Genomic DNA, 15,315 nt, shown 5'->3' with positions numbered 1-15,315 from the left:
TGGTAGCGCGGGCTCGTGCCCAGGTGGACCGGGGTGTAAGAACAGCTCGGGGTAAGGGAATGGGCCTTGTCGAGGTGGCCCGATGCGTCCATACGGGTGGGGGCGGGACCAGATCCATGAGGCCCGCCCCCACCTCGAATCAGGAAACTACTGAGCGGATGCTTCCTTCGGGCTCACCGTCACGATGGTGTCGCCGAAGGTGACGGGACCCGGCTGTGCGGGCGTCACCTCGCCGAACTTCTTCTTGTTCGTCACGACCATCGGGGTGATCGTGTCGTAACCGGCGTCACGGATGACCTGCCAGTCGACCTCGGCCAGCACGTCCCCGCGGCGCACGACGTCACCTTTTGCGACGCGGGGCGTAAACCCGCGGCCCTCCAGCTTCACTGTGTCCATGCCGATGTGGATCAGGACCTGAATGCCGGACGCCGACTTGATGCCGTAGGCGTGACCCGTAGGGAACGCCACCGACACCTTACCGTCGCACGGAGCCACGACCGTGCCGCCCGAGGGGGACACGGCGATACCGGGGCCGAGAGCCCCTGCGGAGAAGGCCTCGTCGGCCACGTCGGACAGCGCGACCAGCGTGCCCTCCAGGGGAGAGGTCAGCGTCAGGTCGGCCACGGCCTCGTCGCTGAAGGACGGAGCGGGGGAGGGGGCGGCCTTCGCGGCAGCCTCCGGAGCGGGAGCAGCCTCCGCGGCCGCCACGGGTGCCTTGCCTTCCTTCAGGAGGGCCTTCTTGGCGCGAGCCTCCTTGCGTTGCTCCTTCGTGCGGTAGTCGAAGAAGACGATCATCAGGAACGCCGTGAAGAACGCGACGGCGATCGCCAGGCTGTACAGGGCCGTGGGGGAGAACACGGGGATCGACAGCAGGGACGTGAACACGAAGGTGTGGGTGATCGCGCCGCCACCGATCCCGATGACCAGGCCGCCCGCGACGCAGCCGGTCAGCATGAGCGGGTAGATCCGCTTGAAACGCAGGTGGATGCCGTACAGGGATGGCTCGGAGATGCCGCCGAACAGGCCCGCGGCCAGGGCGCCGAAAGCGGTCTGACGCATCTCGGTGTCGCGGTCGCGCAGCGACAGGAAGAGCACGCCGGCCGTGGCGCCGAAGCACGCGAAGTTCCACGTACCCATCGGACCCTGAATGAAGTCGGAACCGGTCGCGGCGATGTTCGCCAGCTGCAGGGCGTTGAGCGGCCAGTGCAGCCCCAGCGGAACCAGGAACGGGTAGATGATCGGAATGATGATCGCGAAGACGATGGGTGCGTGCCCGTTGAGCCACGCCAGGCCGGATCCCAGGCCGTTACCGATCCAGATGCTCAATGGGCCGATCAGGAAAGCCGTCAGCGGCATGATGACGACGAAGGAAATGAAGGGGACGAACACCATCTGCACGTTCGCGGGCACGATCTTCTTCAAGGCCTTATACAAGAGAGCCAGGATCGGCACCATCAGCAGGGGCACGAACACCTGGCCGCCGTAGTCGCTCAACTGCAGAGGCAGGCCCCACACGTGGGCGACGCACTGTTTGGCACCCAGCGCGGTCTCGGTGCACGTCGTGTCCGGGAAGGCGGTGGTGTTATTCAGGCTCAGGAAGTTGGGGGTGAGCAGCGACAGCATGACGGTCGTGCCGACCCACGGGTCAATGTCCAGCTTCTTGGAGGCGTTGTAAGCGACCATCGCCGGCAGGAAATAGAAGACCGCGCGCCACATGGAGTTGACGTAGCCCAGCCACGCGGGGATGGTCTCCGCGCGCGTGTCGACCAATCCGCGGGCGTCCAGGACCGCCAAGAACGCCAGGATCAGGGACGCACCCAGCAGCACGGGCAGCAGGGGGCGGAAGGAATCGGAGAGGTATTCAAAGAACGCATCGACGATGGCGTTCTTACCGCGCGCCTTCGCGCGGGCCGCCGCCTTGACGTCCTCGTTGGACGCCGATGCGCCGGATGACATGGAGGGCAGGTTCATGATGTCGTTGTAGACGGACTGGACAGCTCCGCCGATGACGATCTGGTAGCGATCGCCCGACTGCGGGACGGCCCCGAGGACGCCGTCGATGGATTCGACCGTGTCCTTGTCGATGACGGAGGCGTCGCGCAGTTCGAAGCGCAGACGCGTTGCGCAGTGGGTGAAGTGGGTGATGTTGTCGGGTCCTCCGACCGCATCGAGGATTGCCTGTGCCGTGTCGGACACGGGAGACTCCTTCCGTGATGGGATTCAACGCTGAATGCGACACTTGAGAAATAGCATGTCCGTATAGGTCGTTAAAGGGGCATCGCACTATCTCACAGTGAGGCGTCCGTCGCCGTAGGCCCCTCGGGGAGCGGCCGCCCGGGGCGCGCCCATCGTAAGATGGTCGCGTGAATGAGTTTTCTGTGGCCATCCCGGGAGTCGACGGCGGCGACGCGCGGCTGCCCTACGCGGCAGCTGATTCACAGCGCTGGGTGCCGGAGGACCACAAGTCCTCCGAACGCACGCAGTTCGAGCGCGATCGCGCTCGCATCCTGCACTCCTCCGCCCTGCGCAGGCTGGGCGAAAAGACGCAGGTCTTGGGGCCGATCTCGGACGATTTCATCCGCACGCGCCTGACCCACTCCCTCGAGGTCGCGCAGGTGGGGCGCGAACTGGGAAAGGAGCTGGGTGCGGACCCGGACGTGGTGGACGCGGCGTGCCTGTCGCACGACCTGGGGCACCCGCCGTTTGGCCACAACGGCGAGCGCGCACTGGACGCGGCCGCGGCTGCGATTGGCGGATTCGAGGGCAATGCGCAGACCCTGCGCGTCGTGACGCGCCTGGAACCGAAAGTGATCGGCGCGGGCGGCGTGCCCGCGGGACTGAACCTGACGCGCGCGACGTTGGACGCGATCTGCAAGTACCCGTGGGTGAAGTCGGGCGGCCCAGACCCGGTGAAGTCGGCGCGCAAGTACTCGGTGTACCCCGACGATGCCCCGGTGTTTGCGTGGATGCGTCTGGGAGCCCCCGCCTCCAGACGCTGCCTGGAGGCCCAGATCATGGACCTGTCGGATGACATCGCCTACTCTGTGCACGACGTGGAGGACGCGGTGGCCACGCGGAAGCTGGATCCCGCGGATCTGTACGACGACGCGCACGCGGAGGCCGTCATCGCCTCCACGCTCGACTGGTACGGCGCGTCGGTGGCGCGTGCGGACCTGGAGGAGGCCCTGGAGAGGATCGTGTCCATGCCGGTGTGGCTGCGTTCCTTCGACGGCTCCTACTCGTCACTGGCGCACCTCAAGGACGCGACAAGCGAGCTGATCGGGCGTTTTAGTTCGGCGACGGTTCTGGCCACGCGCGAGGCCTTCGGCGCCGAACCAGTGGGCCGATACCGCGCGGATCTGGTGGTGCCGCGACGGATTCGTGCCGAGATACAGATCCTCAAAGGCATGGCCGTTCACTATGTGATGAGCCCGCGAGAGACCGAGCCGGTGTACTACCAGCAGCGCACGCTTCTCGCCGACCTGGTTGACGCCCTGTACGAGGCCGGGGAACGCGCCCTGGAACCCGTGTTCGCGGCGCAGTGGCGGGCCGCCTCCGATGACGGTGTGCGCCTGCGCGCGGTTATCGACCAGGTTGCCTCGCTCACCGACGTGTCGGCCTCCACCTGGCACGCCCGCTGGTGCGGCATGCTGTCCTCGCAGCTCTGAGTGCGGTTGCTCCGCATCCGAAGGCACGCGTCGGTAGACTGAAGATCATGGCGGGTCTGATTCGCAAGGACGACATCGAAGCGGTACGTAACGCGCTGAAGATCGACGAGATCATCGGCGAACACGTAACGCTGCGTCCCGCGGGCGTCGGTTCCCTCAAAGGCCTGTGTCCCTTCCACGACGAGCGAACCCCCTCGTTCAATGTTCGCCCCCACCTGGGCATGTTCCATTGCTTCGGGTGCGGAGAGAGTGGCGACGTCATCTCCTTCGTGCAAAAGATCGACCACCTGCCTTTTACCGAGGCCGTGGAGATACTGGCCGCCAAAGCCGGGATCACCCTGCACTACGAGGAGGGCGGCGCGCGGGTGCGCACCGAGGAGCCGGGTAAACGCCAGCGCCTGCTGGACGCGCACCGCGTGGCTGAAGAGTTCTATCAGGCGCAGCTGGCCACCCCGGATGCACACAGAGGGCGCCAATTTCTCGCGGATCGAGGCTTCACCCAGGCGATGTGCGCGCACTTCGGGGTCGGCTATGCCCCGGCCTCGTGGGACGCGCTGACACGCCACCTGCGGTCCAAGGGCTTCACGGACCAGGAGATCCAGGTCGCCGGCCTGGGGTCGCAGGGCAGCCGCGGTATCTATGACCGTTTCCGAGGCCGCCTGGTGTGGCCGATCCGAGACATCACGGGGGCGACGGTCGGTTTCGGCGCGCGCAGGCTGGACGAGACGGAGAAGGATTCACCGAAGTACCTGAACACCCCCGAGACCCCCATCTATAAGAAGTCGCAGCTCCTGTACGGCCTGGACCTGGCGAAGAAATCGATCGCGACGGATCACAGGGTGGTCATCGTCGAAGGCTACACCGACGTCATGGCCGCCCACGTCGCGGGCGTGACCAACGCCGTGGCCACGTGCGGCACGGCGTTCGGTTCCGAGCACGTCAGGGTGATTCGCCGTCTCCTGGGCGATCACGCGGACCCCGCCGCAGGAGTCGTCTTGTCCAGTGGTCGCGCGCACGGCTCCGAGGTGATCTTCACCTTCGACGGTGACAGCGCTGGGCGCAAGGCCGCGCTGCGCGCCTACGGCGAGGACCAGAACTTCGCGGCGCAGACCTTCGTGGCGGTCGCACCGGGCGGGCAGGACCCGTGCGAGCTGCGCCTGTCGGCGGGGGACCAGGCGGTTATCGACCTGGTGGACTCGCGCATCCCGCTGTTTGAGTTCGCGATTCGTTCCGTCCTGTCTCAGATGGACCTGCGCAGCGCCGAGGGGCGAGTGGCGGGCTTGCGCGCCTCCGCCGGAATCGTCGCCCACATCAAGGACCGGGCGCTGCGCACGGAGTACACGCGGGCGCTCGCCGGGTGGCTGGGCATGGACACGCGCACGGTCGAGCAGGCGATCCGCGCCGCTGCCCGCGCGCAGGTGAGCGAACGCGAGGCGCGCCCCGGCACCGTCGAGATGGCGGGCGCGGGTCGCCCCGGTCCCGTCCCCGAGCGCAGGGGGAACGAGGACCCGGTTAGCCGTGTGGAACGGCAGGCGCTGGAGGCGGTGCTCCAGAACCCGCTCGCCGTCGTCGGCTCCGGGTTTGAGGAACTGGACGGCCAATCGTTCACGGTTCCCACGCACCGGGCGGTCCACGACGTGATTCGAGCGGCCGGAGGACTGGACGCGTTCACCCAGATGATGCGCCAGGCCGAGGCCCACTTCGGCCCGGGCGAGGACGCCACCCGGGCCGCGTCCCGCCACTTCGTGCAGGTCATCCTGGAGACCGCCGGCGAGTTCCTCGCCCCGGAAGTGACGGAGCTCGCCGTGGCGCCGCTGCCCGTCGCGGGCGAAGCAGACCTGCGCTCCTACTGCCGCGGCGTGGTAGCCGCAATGGTGCGCATGGACCTGACCCGCAAGCTGGGGGAAGCCCGCGCAAACCTCGCTCGCATGAGCGAGGAAGATCCCCAATATTCCGAGACCTTCCGGTCGCTCATGCGCCTGGAGCAACGCAGGCAAAACTACACAGAAAGGCACTGACCGATGGCCGAAGTGGAGAGTTTCACCCTGGATCACACCGCCGTCAAGGCGCCCTACGTGCGCCTCATTAACGTGGAGATGGGCCCGCGGGGGGACCAGATTTCAAATTTCGACGTGCGCCTGGTCCAGCCAAACAGCGGCACGATCCCAACCTCGGGCCTGCACACGATCGAGCACCTGCTGGCCTCTTTGCTGCGCGACCGTATCGACGGCGTCATCGACTGCTCGCCCTTCGGATGCCGCACGGGCTTCCACCTCATCATGTGGGGCACCCCCACGGTTGAGGAGGTAGCCGCCGCGCTGGTCTCCTCCCTGCGAGCAATCGCCGAGGACGTGACGTGGGAGGACGTGCCCGGAACGGACGTGTATTCCTGCGGCAACTACCGCGACCACTCTCTGTTCAGCGCCCGCGAATGGAGTCGGACGATCCTCGACCAGGGCGTCTCTATCGACCCCTTCGACCGTCGACTGCTGCCGCAGTAGCGCCCCGGCATGGGGGCAGTCCCCCGGTACTTTCCCCGGGGAGGGACGGGGATACACCAGGGTGGCCCCCGATGGAACCGGACCGGCGTGTTCGGCGACACTGGGAGTGTCCTTATTGAGCAACGAGAAAGCACTCCAATGTCCGCACACGCACTGTCCGCCCCCGCTCACGTCGCTCCCCGTTCGCGACTGGGCGTCAACCAGTACTGGATCAAGCTGGCGATGGCGGCGCTCATGGTCCTCGACCATCTCCCGCACGTACCCGGCCTGGTTCCGGTCATCTGGGCGGATATCTTCCACGTCGTCACCAGGTGCGTGGGAGTCTGGTTCGCCTACGGAGCGGTCGAGGGGGTGCTCTACACCTCGAACATGCGCAAATACTTAACGCGTCTGTGGGGTGCCGCGGCCATCATGGCCGTCGGTAACCTGGCGCTCGGCCAGCTGCTGGCCACCCGCGACGTGCACATGTACGACAACAACATCTTCCTCACCTTGGCCGTGGGCACAGCGCTTCTTGCCCTCGTGAAGCGGGCCGCCGGCACGAAGCGGCACAGGGCCGCCACCGTCGGCGCGCTGCTGGGCTCCATCGTCCTGTCCATTTTGCCCATTGAGGGCGGCCTGCCGATCCTGCCCTTCATGGTCATCACTTACGCGCTCTACTCCCGTGTCGTGTGGCGCGACCTGGCCTACCTGGCTCTCGCCGCGGGGATGTTCGCCCTGGTGTGGCAGCCCTACGACACGTGGCAGGCCACGGTGTCCATGCTCGCGGAGAATTCGGACTTCATGCTGGTCCTGGTGATCCCGGTCCTGCACCTGTACAACGGCGAGCACGGCCCCCACACGCGCTTCTCGAAGTACTTCTTCTACGTGTTCTACCCCGCGCACCTGTGGCTGCTGGCACTCATCGCCTATTTCCAGGCCGCCTGAAGTTTCCGTGCCCCAACCGGCGCCCCCGCGTCCCGCTGCACCAAGCGGGTTGCGGGGGCGCCTCGCTCAGTCGAGGCCGACCGCCTCGCGCACGCTCGTCTCGAGCGCGTCCGCCGCTCGGCGGCCTGCGGCGTCCAGCGAACCGTCGGCCGTGAGGACCGAGAAGAGCCCCTCCTCGCCGCGGCGCACCCACGCGGTGATGGTCGTCCCGCCCGGGGCCTCCACCTGGGTGTGCAGCACGATCGAGTGGTTCACGTACTCGCTCGCGTGACGCATGAACTGAGCGGGGTCTCCCTCGGTTTTCCCCGTCAGGGGCCGCCTGGAGGGATCCACCCATTCCAGTGCGAAGAGCTGCCCATCGGCCTCCCAGCGCGCCCGCGCCACGTCGTACCACGGGAAACGCGCGGGCTCGTTCTTGCCTGTACTCCCGCCTGATCCCTCCTCGGCGGCCGCGGGGGAGGGGAACACGTAGAGTCCCGCCTGCGCGGCGGCGAGCCAGCGCCCGTCGGCCAGAGCCAGGCCGGGGGAGCGGCGCTCGCGGGCGGGCAGGGCTGTGATCAGGGAGTCGGGTAGTGTCGTCATACGTCGATCGTATCCGGTTGCCGTGGGAGGCACGGGCGCGATCGCAGGATCAACACCCGGCACGTATCGCCCGACGAGGCATTCGGAGAGGACCACTTCGTGCGCGTCCTTCGGATGCAAACTCGCTGGGAGCGTGGCGGACGCGGCGCGCGAAGGCGGGAATGGACCACAGAAAATGGGCGGCTTTCGTGAGCCAAATCGGGCGTGAAAACTTCCACACGAGCGCGCGTCGGCCACATGCCGAAATGTGGCGGCCGCGACGCTCACCGCGGGCATATCCTGTCCTCACATGTGCGTCGCACCACCACAGGAGGTCTCATGGCATCAATCCAGCATATTCCCACGGAGCTTGAGGCGTCCGCGGACCTGGCGCTGCCCGCAGCCGACGAGCTGGCCGGTCGTTTCCCGCTGACCCCCAACCCGGCCCCCGCCTCGCCAGAAACCTACGAGGACATCATGTCGACGCTGGCCTTTGGTAGGAAGTTCACGGACCACATGGCCCACATGCGTTGGACCCGCGAGGTCGGCTGGACCGATCACGGCGTCATCGCCTACGGCCCGCTGAACCTGGTGCCCGGCGCCTCCGTGTTCCACTACAGCCAATCCGTCTTTGAGGGCATCAAGGCCTACAAGCGCGCGGACGGTTCCGTGTGGACCTTTCGCCCCGGCTACAACGCGGCCCGCATCAACCACTCGGCGCGCCGCCTGGCCCTGCCCGAGATGCGCCGCGAGGATTTCGTGGCCTCCCTGGTGGATTACGTGCGCGCGGACCTGAAGTGGGTGCCCGAGGCCGAGGGGGCCTCCCTGTACCTGCGTCCCTTCATGTTCGCCTCGGAGGAGTTCGTGGGCATTCACCCCGCCGGCGTCGTCGACTACTACGTCATCGGGTCTCCTTCCGGACGCTACTTTAAGAACGGACTGTCGGGCGTGGCGATCTGGGTAGAACACGAGTACCACCGCGCCGGTCCCGGCGGCACGGGCAGCGCCAAGACGGGCGGCAACTACGCCGCGTCCCTGCTCCCGCAGATCCGGGCAGAGGCGAGAGGATTTTCCCAGGTTTGCTTCCTGGATACCTGGGAGGGGAGGTACCTGGAGGAGCTGGGCGGCATGAACATGTTCGTCGTCATGGCTGACGGCACGGTTCGCACGCCCGAGCTTTCCGGCGTCATCCTCGAAGGCTGCACGCGCAGTGCCATCTTGCGGATGCTTCGTGAGGAGGGCGGTGATGTCCGCGAAGAAAAGATCGTCCTCGCCGATGTCATCGAGGGCATTTGCTCGGGCGCTGTCGCCGAGGTCTTCGCGTGCGGCACGGCCGCCATGGTTACGCCGATCACGCGCCTGGGCAGCGATGACTTCGACGTGGAGCTTCCCGTGGGGGACAAGACCCGCCAGATTCACCGTCGGCTGACTGACATCCAGTGGGGGCGCGCGGCCGACCCCTACGGGTGGACGTACCGCCTGGCCTGAGCGGATGCGCACGTGGGCGCCTGTGCCTCGTTCATGGGGCACAGGCACCCGTTTTGTGTATGGAAACAGGTAACATCACACGTTGGTGACAGCGTGTCAGAACGCAACTAAGGGTATCCTTCGCAGTGTGGTCGTGTGCATCCTCATGATGGGAGAACGATGAAACCCGTGATCGTCGTCCTGAGCTCCTGGGCTACGGCCCTCGCCCTGGCCCTCGCCTACCTGTCAGTCGGCTGGGGCATCGACGAGGCGGTCCGGGGCCATGCCTGGTCGTCGTGGTGGCTCGCCCTCGCCGGAGCCGCCTGCTCCGGCTTCTTCGCCTGGGCGGTGAGCGCCCTGGGCGGCGCCCAGATGACCCAACTGGAACCCACCCTGCGCCACTCGATGATCCGCCAGGTCTTTGCCCTGGGTCCCTCGCAACGCACCAGCGAGCGCGCCGGGCGCATCGTCAATTCCGCGACCGACGGCGTGGAACGGTCCGCCGCGTACAAGGGAATCTTCCTGATGCCCATGATCGCCTCGCTGACCACACCCATCCTGGTCGTCGTCTTCGTCGCGCTCACCCTCGACCCCATCTCCGGTGCCTTCCTGGCCGTCGCCATCCCCCTGGTCCCCGCCGCCGTCTTGGGATTCCGCAAGGCCTTCAAGCCGGTCTCCGCGCGCTACCGCGGAGCCTCGCGCCAGCTGGCAGCGAAGGAACTCGACGCCATACAGGGCCTGGGCGACCTGGCCCTGATGAACGCGGGGCGCGAGATGGGCAGCCGCCTCGCCGATGCCGCCGAAGAGGTGCGCTCCAAAGTCATGCGGTACCTGGCCGGAAACCAGCTGATCCTGCTGGTCATCGACTCCGTTTTCTCGCTCGGCATGATCACCGGCGCCATGTCGCTGGCGCTCATCCGCCAGGAACAGGGCGCCATCACCGTCGGACAGGGCGTATCCCTGGTCCTACTCTCGTCCATCATGCTGGACCCCCTGGACCGCATCGGACAATTTTTTTACATCGGCATGGGCGGCATCGCCGCGACCAAGGAAATCAAGAAGTTCACGTCGCAGCCCCCGCCCGTCAGCGATCCCCGGGGGCCTCTGCTCCCGCGATCCCGCCCGCGCCCGGCCAGATCCGCCTGCGGGACGTGTGCTTCGCCTACCGGTCCAACACCCCCGTCCTGCGGGGCGCCGACCTGACCGTCTCCCCTGGCGAACACGTCGCACTGGCCGGCCCCTCGGGCGCCGGTAAGTCCACCATCTCGGCCCTGTTGCAGGGATTCCTGCGGCCCGCGCGCGGAAGCGTGAGCCTCAACGGCGTCGACCTCGCCGACGCGCCCCTGTCCTGGGCGCGCGCCCAGGTGGCGGTCGTCGAACAGAGCACCTACCTCTTTTCCGGGACCCTGCGTGACAACCTCCTCCTGGCTTCCCCCACGGCGACCGATCCTCAGCTCATCAACGCCCTGCGCGCCGCGCACCTGGGTGAGTTCATTGAACGCCTGCCCGGCGGGCTGAACGCCCGCGTGGGCGCGCGAGGCCTGGCCGTATCCGGCGGGGAGGCCCAGCGCATCGCGATCGCCCGCGCGATTTTAAAGAACGCGTCGATCATGATCCTGGACGAGCCGACCGCGCACGTGGACCTGGCCTCCGAACGCGAGATCCTGGCATCCCTGGATACCGTGTGTGCCGGTCGCACCACCCTGACGATCTCTCACAGGGAGGCGACGATCAAGGGCGCCGAGCGCACCGTTCGACTGCAGGAGGGAAAGATCCGATGAACCGCAGGCAACTTGCCCTCCGTCTCCTTTCGATCACGCGGCGCGTCCTGCTCCCGCTGGCGGCCTCCATCGCGGCGCGCATCGTCTTCCTCATGCTCGGCGTCGCGCTGTTTGCCCTGGGCGGTTGGGCTGTCGCAGGCCTGGCGTCGGGGGAGCAGACGTGGCGCATCGACCCGGTCATCGCGTGCGCCGTGGCTCTTAGCCTCCTGAAAGGCCTGGCCCGCTACCTGGAGCAGTTCGCCGGGCATTTCGTGGCCTTTCACTCCCTGGCGATGCTGCGCAACTACTTCTACGATCGGCTTGAACCGCAGGCCCCCGCGGGCACGGATCGCCTGGATTCGGGCGACATCATGAACCGGGTGACGAAGGACATCGATCGAGTAGAGGTCTTCTTCGCTCACACGCTGGGCCCCGCCACCACCGCCCTGATCGTTCCGATTCTCTCCCTCGCGTGGATGGGTGCCGCCACCTCCTGGACGCTCGCTGCGGTGCTGGCACCCTTCCTCCTCGTCGTCGGAGCCGTCGTCCCCTTCCTCGGGTCGGCCTCGACCGCCCGCGCCGCGCGCGAAGTGCGCGAGGGACGCGGGGCTCTCGCGGCCCACGTCACCGACTCCGTGCAGGGCGTGCGTGAGGTCCTCAGCTTTGGGGCGCAGGAGCACCGTGAGGCCGAGATGAGAGCCATCGAGGAGCGCGTCAGCGAGGCGATGGGCACGCAGGGCCGGTGGATCGCCTTGCGCCGAGGCCTCAACCAGGCCGCCGTGGCCCTGGGTGTCGTAACCGTGGCCCTGGTCGCAGGCTCCGACGTCATCGCCGAGTCCCTGACCCTGCCCCAGGCCGGGGTGGCCCTGGGCATCGCGATGGGTTCGTTCGGGCCGGTTCTGGCCGTCGAGGAGTTCGCCGCCGACCTCGACCAGGCCTTCGCTTCGGCCGCCCGGGTCTTTACGATCACCGACCGCGTTCCCGCCGTTGCGGAGCCGAGGCGTCCCCTGCCCCTCACCCCCGGCGACATCCTCTTCGAGGACGTCAGTTTCTCCTACCCGGCCGAGGGGGACCGGGCCGCTGCGGGCCCCGTCGCCCTGGACGGCGTTAACATCCGCATCCCCGCGGGCAAGCGAACAGCCATCGTCGGCGCGTCCGGATCCGGCAAATCGACCCTCGCCGCGCTCATCACGCGCACCTGGGATCCCGCTGGCGGGAAGGTAAAAATCGGGGGCACCAGCGTCGCCGACGTGGCGCTGCACGACCTGCGATCCACCGTCGCCTCCGCCTCCCAACGCCCCTACCTGTTCAACGACACGCTGCGCGCCAACCTCCTCCTCGCGGCGCCGGACGCGTCCGGAGAGGACCTGGACCGCGTCCTGGCCGCCGTCGATCTCACGGACTGGATCGCCACCGAAAAGGACGGCCTGGACACGGTGGTCGGCGACATGGGCGAACGCCTCTCGGGCGGACAGCGCCAGCGACTGGCCCTGGCCCGCGCGCTCGCCCGCGACGCGGCGATCTACGTGTTCGACGAGGCCACCAGCCAGGTAGACCCCGACACGGAGAAACGAGTGCGTGAGGGGATCGCGCGCCTGTGCGCCGGGCGGACCATCGTGGAGATCGCGCATCGCATCAGCGCCGTGCGCGACGCGGACCTGATTATCGTCATGGACTCCGGCCGCATTGTCCAGTCCGGCACGTACGTCGAGCTGCACGCGATTCCGGGCGCTTTCGCGGCCCTTGAGGCGCGCGAGAACATTACCCGGCCCGGCGCCTGAGACCGCCGCGAAGCGGGGAAGGGGACCGGCCTGGTCCCCCGCGCCGCTAACCCGATAGGATTCCACCTATGGAAAGACTGATCGGCTGGACGAAAGCTGACGCGTGGGGATCCACGAACGCTATCCCCGAGTTTCTGGGCGCTGCCGCCGGGGACAACCCGGTGTCCGAGGTGTGGTTTGGAGCCCACCCCGACGGGCCAACGCTGCTGGCGGACGGGCAGACCCTCTCGGAGCACATCGGGCGTGACCCGAAGCGCGCGCTCGGCGGGGGGCTGCTGTACGCCTTTGGGCCCACTCTGCCCTACCTGGCGAAGATTATCGCCCCCGCCCAGACCCTCTCGCTGCAGGTGCACCCGACGAAGGAAATCGCGCGCGAGGGATACCTGCGTGAGGAAGTCCTGGGTATCGAACGCACGGACACGCGCCGCGTCTACCGGGACATGAACCACAAGCCGGAGATGATCTACGCGCTCACCGAATTTCATGCGCTGGTCGGATTCCGCGTGCCGCGCAAAGCCCGACAGCTGCTGGTGGGTTTGGACGGGGACCTAGCGGAACGGCTGCGCCACCGCCTGAAGCTGTCGACCGTGCGCGGTGGCCTGCGGTCGCTGGCCACCTGGCTCTTCGACGAGGATTCCCCGGCGACCCCCGAGCGCGTCGCGGAGTTCGTCGCAGCCTGCCGCGTGCGCCTGGCGTCGGGCGCCTCGCCGTCACCGCGCACGGACGAGCTGGTGAGCGTCCTGTGGGAGAAGCACCCGGGGGACCCGGGCATCATCGTCGCCTTCCTCATGAACCCCGTGTCGCTGCGACCCGGCGAGGCTGTGTACATTCCTCCGCGCCAGATCCACGCCTACCAGTCGGGTCTGGGCATCGAAGTCATGGCCTCCTCGGATAACGTGGTGCGCGCGGGTCTGACCCGCAAGTACGTGGATTCCGCGCAGCTCGTGGAGATCACCGAGTTCTCGGCGCTGCCGCCCGTGCGCGTGGCCCCCGAGCACCCCTCGCAGACCACGGACCGTTTCCTGGCTCCCGCCCAGGAGTTCGAGCTGTCCGTGACGACGCTGGCCCCGGGCGCGCACGCTTCCCGCGGTGACGAGGTCGTGGTGCCGGGCGAGGGGCCGCGCATCGTGATCGCAACGTCGGGTGCGGTGTGTCTGCACGTGAGCGAGGAACAGGGGGGCGACAGCATCGAGTTGACCCGCGGCCAGGCGGCGTTTATCTCGGCGGCCGAGCGGCGCGTCTGGGCGCAGGGCACCGGATCCTTTGTGCAGGTCGCGGCCCCCTGAACGCCCTTTTCCGGTGCAACGGTGCCGTGGATGCCAGGGCTGTCACGGTCTCCCGCACGACGGGAGTGGTTGGTGAAAAAGTCTTGTTATTCGTGGCGTATGCCCTAGAATGAGGGTCGGACCTCATCTCCATCGCTGCGACGAGGCCCGATGGTTGGTCGTGGTGCGGGTACCGCGTGGGGGTGCCCGCACCACGATTCTTGAGTGTTTAGAAGACCCCCGACACCCATTCAGCCAGCGTCTTACACGTCGAGGCCAGCTCACCCTCGTGGGCGTCATAGCCGGCGACGATATCCTCCGTGTCAACGACGTCGTTATTCGACGCCCAGACGATCGCGATCTCGCGCGTGACCTCGGGGTGGAACTGGACGCCCAGCGCGGTGCCGAAGGAAAAGATCTGCGTGTATTTGTCCGACCGGGCCCACTCGCGCGCGCCCGGGGGGAGCGCGACGATCGCGTCCTCGTGATCCGCGAAGACGACATGCGTGGAGGCCAGGGCCATGCGCAGCGGGACGGCGCCCCCGCCACCCGCTTGGTCGTTCGTGCCCCACATCAGGGGCAAGGCTCCGTACTCCGGTCCCGCCATATCCCCCACGCTCACGCGCCCGCCGAAGGTCTGGGCGATCAGCTGAGCGCCCAGGCAGATGCCGAGGACCCGTACGCCCGCGCACACGCAGCGGCGCATCAGCTTTCGCTCGTCTTCCAACCAGGGGCAGCCGGCGTCGTCGTAGCAATTCGCGCGGCCGCCCAATAGGACCAGCGCGCCGGGCAGGGGCGCGCGGGACAGTTCGCGGATGTGCGCCGGATCCTCCCAGGCGCGCACCACCTCGTGGCCGCCCAGGAAGGCGGATAGTTGACCCGCCGGGACGATCGGGTCGTTCTGAATCACGAGGATACCCATGCGTCAATTGTAAGCGTGTTCACGTACGCACACCGATAGTTCGGCGGAGAACGGGGCAGTCGCGCACCAAAACTGGACGTACCCGGATCCGGACGTACCGCAGCCCCCGGTCCCGGGACCTGACGCGGCGTGCGATCCCCACCGCGCTCGGCCAGCCCGAGACGAGGGGCTGCAACACGCTCCCATTGTGAAAAGCAAAGCTCAAAAATCAACGGGGGTCACCTGAGAAACCCCTGAGAATGGCAGCGGCCGGGCAGCCAGCGCCGCCAATTTCAGGGGACACGCGTCGACACGCTGAACCTATGCACGCGGGAGACCACCGGGGCGAGAACGAATCCGGCAGGCGTATTCACGAGCCGTCGATCGATGGGCCGCCGACCCCTATTTCACGCACCCGCCCTTGCGTTTTCAGCTTTTTGCGGCCGTGCGCGTCCACGCGCTGGTACGCGCACGCCACCCGTCG

Annotated in this window: 10 protein-coding genes and 1 pseudogene; 8 read left to right on the top strand and 3 right to left on the bottom strand. The window is 67.4% G+C overall.

Annotated elements, in window-relative coordinates:
* Nucleotides 1-147 precede the first annotated feature (147 nt).
* Complete coding sequence (locus BLT68_RS03575) at nucleotides 148-2,196, bottom strand: glucose PTS transporter subunit IIA (RefSeq protein ID WP_070778173.1); 2,049 nt, start codon at nucleotides 2,194-2,196, stop codon at nucleotides 148-150.
* A gap of 167 nt (nucleotides 2,197-2,363) precedes the next feature.
* On the opposite strand from BLT68_RS03575, the gene BLT68_RS03570 reads away from it, so the two are divergent.
* From BLT68_RS03570 to BLT68_RS03555, 4 genes are all read left to right on the top strand, one after another.
* On the top strand, nucleotides 2,364-3,668 hold the full coding sequence (locus tag BLT68_RS03570; protein ID WP_050695002.1) for a deoxyguanosinetriphosphate triphosphohydrolase: 1,305 nt from the start codon (nucleotides 2,364-2,366) through the stop codon (nucleotides 3,666-3,668).
* A gap of 47 nt (nucleotides 3,669-3,715) precedes the next feature.
* A complete protein-coding gene (gene dnaG, locus BLT68_RS03565; protein WP_050695001.1) occupies nucleotides 3,716-5,686 on the top strand; it encodes a DNA primase in 1,971 nt (656 codons plus the stop codon).
* A gap of 3 nt (nucleotides 5,687-5,689) precedes the next feature.
* Nucleotides 5,690-6,169, top strand: coding sequence for an S-ribosylhomocysteine lyase (locus tag BLT68_RS03560; RefSeq protein ID WP_050695000.1), 480 nt, complete (start codon nucleotides 5,690-5,692; stop codon nucleotides 6,167-6,169).
* Nucleotides 6,170-6,307: 138 nt separating this feature from the next.
* The gene (locus tag BLT68_RS03555) at nucleotides 6,308-7,096 is read left to right on the top strand and encodes a TraX family protein (RefSeq protein ID WP_074632862.1); all 789 of its coding nucleotides are present in this window, start codon (nucleotides 6,308-6,310) and stop codon (nucleotides 7,094-7,096) included.
* Between the two features lie 66 nt (nucleotides 7,097-7,162).
* Here BLT68_RS03555 and BLT68_RS03550 read toward each other — a convergent pair whose 3' ends face one another.
* On the bottom strand, nucleotides 7,163-7,678 hold the full coding sequence (locus tag BLT68_RS03550; RefSeq protein WP_074632964.1) for a hypothetical protein: 516 nt from the start codon (nucleotides 7,676-7,678) through the stop codon (nucleotides 7,163-7,165).
* 318 nt (nucleotides 7,679-7,996) lie between these two features.
* Between BLT68_RS03550 and BLT68_RS03545 the strand changes: the two genes are divergently transcribed.
* The 4 genes and pseudogenes from BLT68_RS03545 to manA all read left to right on the top strand — a co-directional run bounded on the left by BLT68_RS03545 (nucleotide 7,997) and on the right by manA (nucleotide 13,951).
* The gene (locus tag BLT68_RS03545; RefSeq protein ID WP_074632860.1) at nucleotides 7,997-9,145 is read left to right on the top strand and encodes a branched-chain amino acid aminotransferase; all 1,149 of its coding nucleotides are present in this window, start codon (nucleotides 7,997-7,999) and stop codon (nucleotides 9,143-9,145) included.
* 159 nt (nucleotides 9,146-9,304) lie between these two features.
* A pseudogene (locus BLT68_RS09515) lies at nucleotides 9,305-10,905 on the top strand (ABC transporter ATP-binding protein/permease).
* On the top strand, nucleotides 10,902-12,665 hold the full coding sequence (gene cydC, locus BLT68_RS03535) for a thiol reductant ABC exporter subunit CydC (RefSeq protein WP_074632859.1): 1,764 nt from the start codon (nucleotides 10,902-10,904) through the stop codon (nucleotides 12,663-12,665). The pseudogene BLT68_RS09515 and the gene cydC overlap by 4 nt, the downstream one beginning before the upstream one ends.
* A 68-nt stretch (nucleotides 12,666-12,733) precedes the next feature.
* A complete protein-coding gene (manA, locus tag BLT68_RS03530; protein WP_074632857.1) occupies nucleotides 12,734-13,951 on the top strand; it encodes a mannose-6-phosphate isomerase, class I in 1,218 nt (405 codons plus the stop codon).
* 208 nt (nucleotides 13,952-14,159) lie between these two features.
* On the opposite strand, the gene BLT68_RS03525 is transcribed toward manA, so the two are convergent.
* The gene (locus tag BLT68_RS03525) at nucleotides 14,160-14,852 is read right to left on the bottom strand and encodes a type 1 glutamine amidotransferase (protein WP_074632856.1); all 693 of its coding nucleotides are present in this window, start codon (nucleotides 14,850-14,852) and stop codon (nucleotides 14,160-14,162) included.
* Nucleotides 14,853-15,315: the final 463 nt, after the last annotated feature.

This window comes from Schaalia meyeri (assembly GCF_900105015.1).
Taxonomy (GTDB): Bacteria; Actinomycetota; Actinomycetes; order Actinomycetales; family Actinomycetaceae; genus Pauljensenia; species Pauljensenia meyeri.
This window is presented reverse-complemented; position numbering and strand designations above follow the sequence as displayed.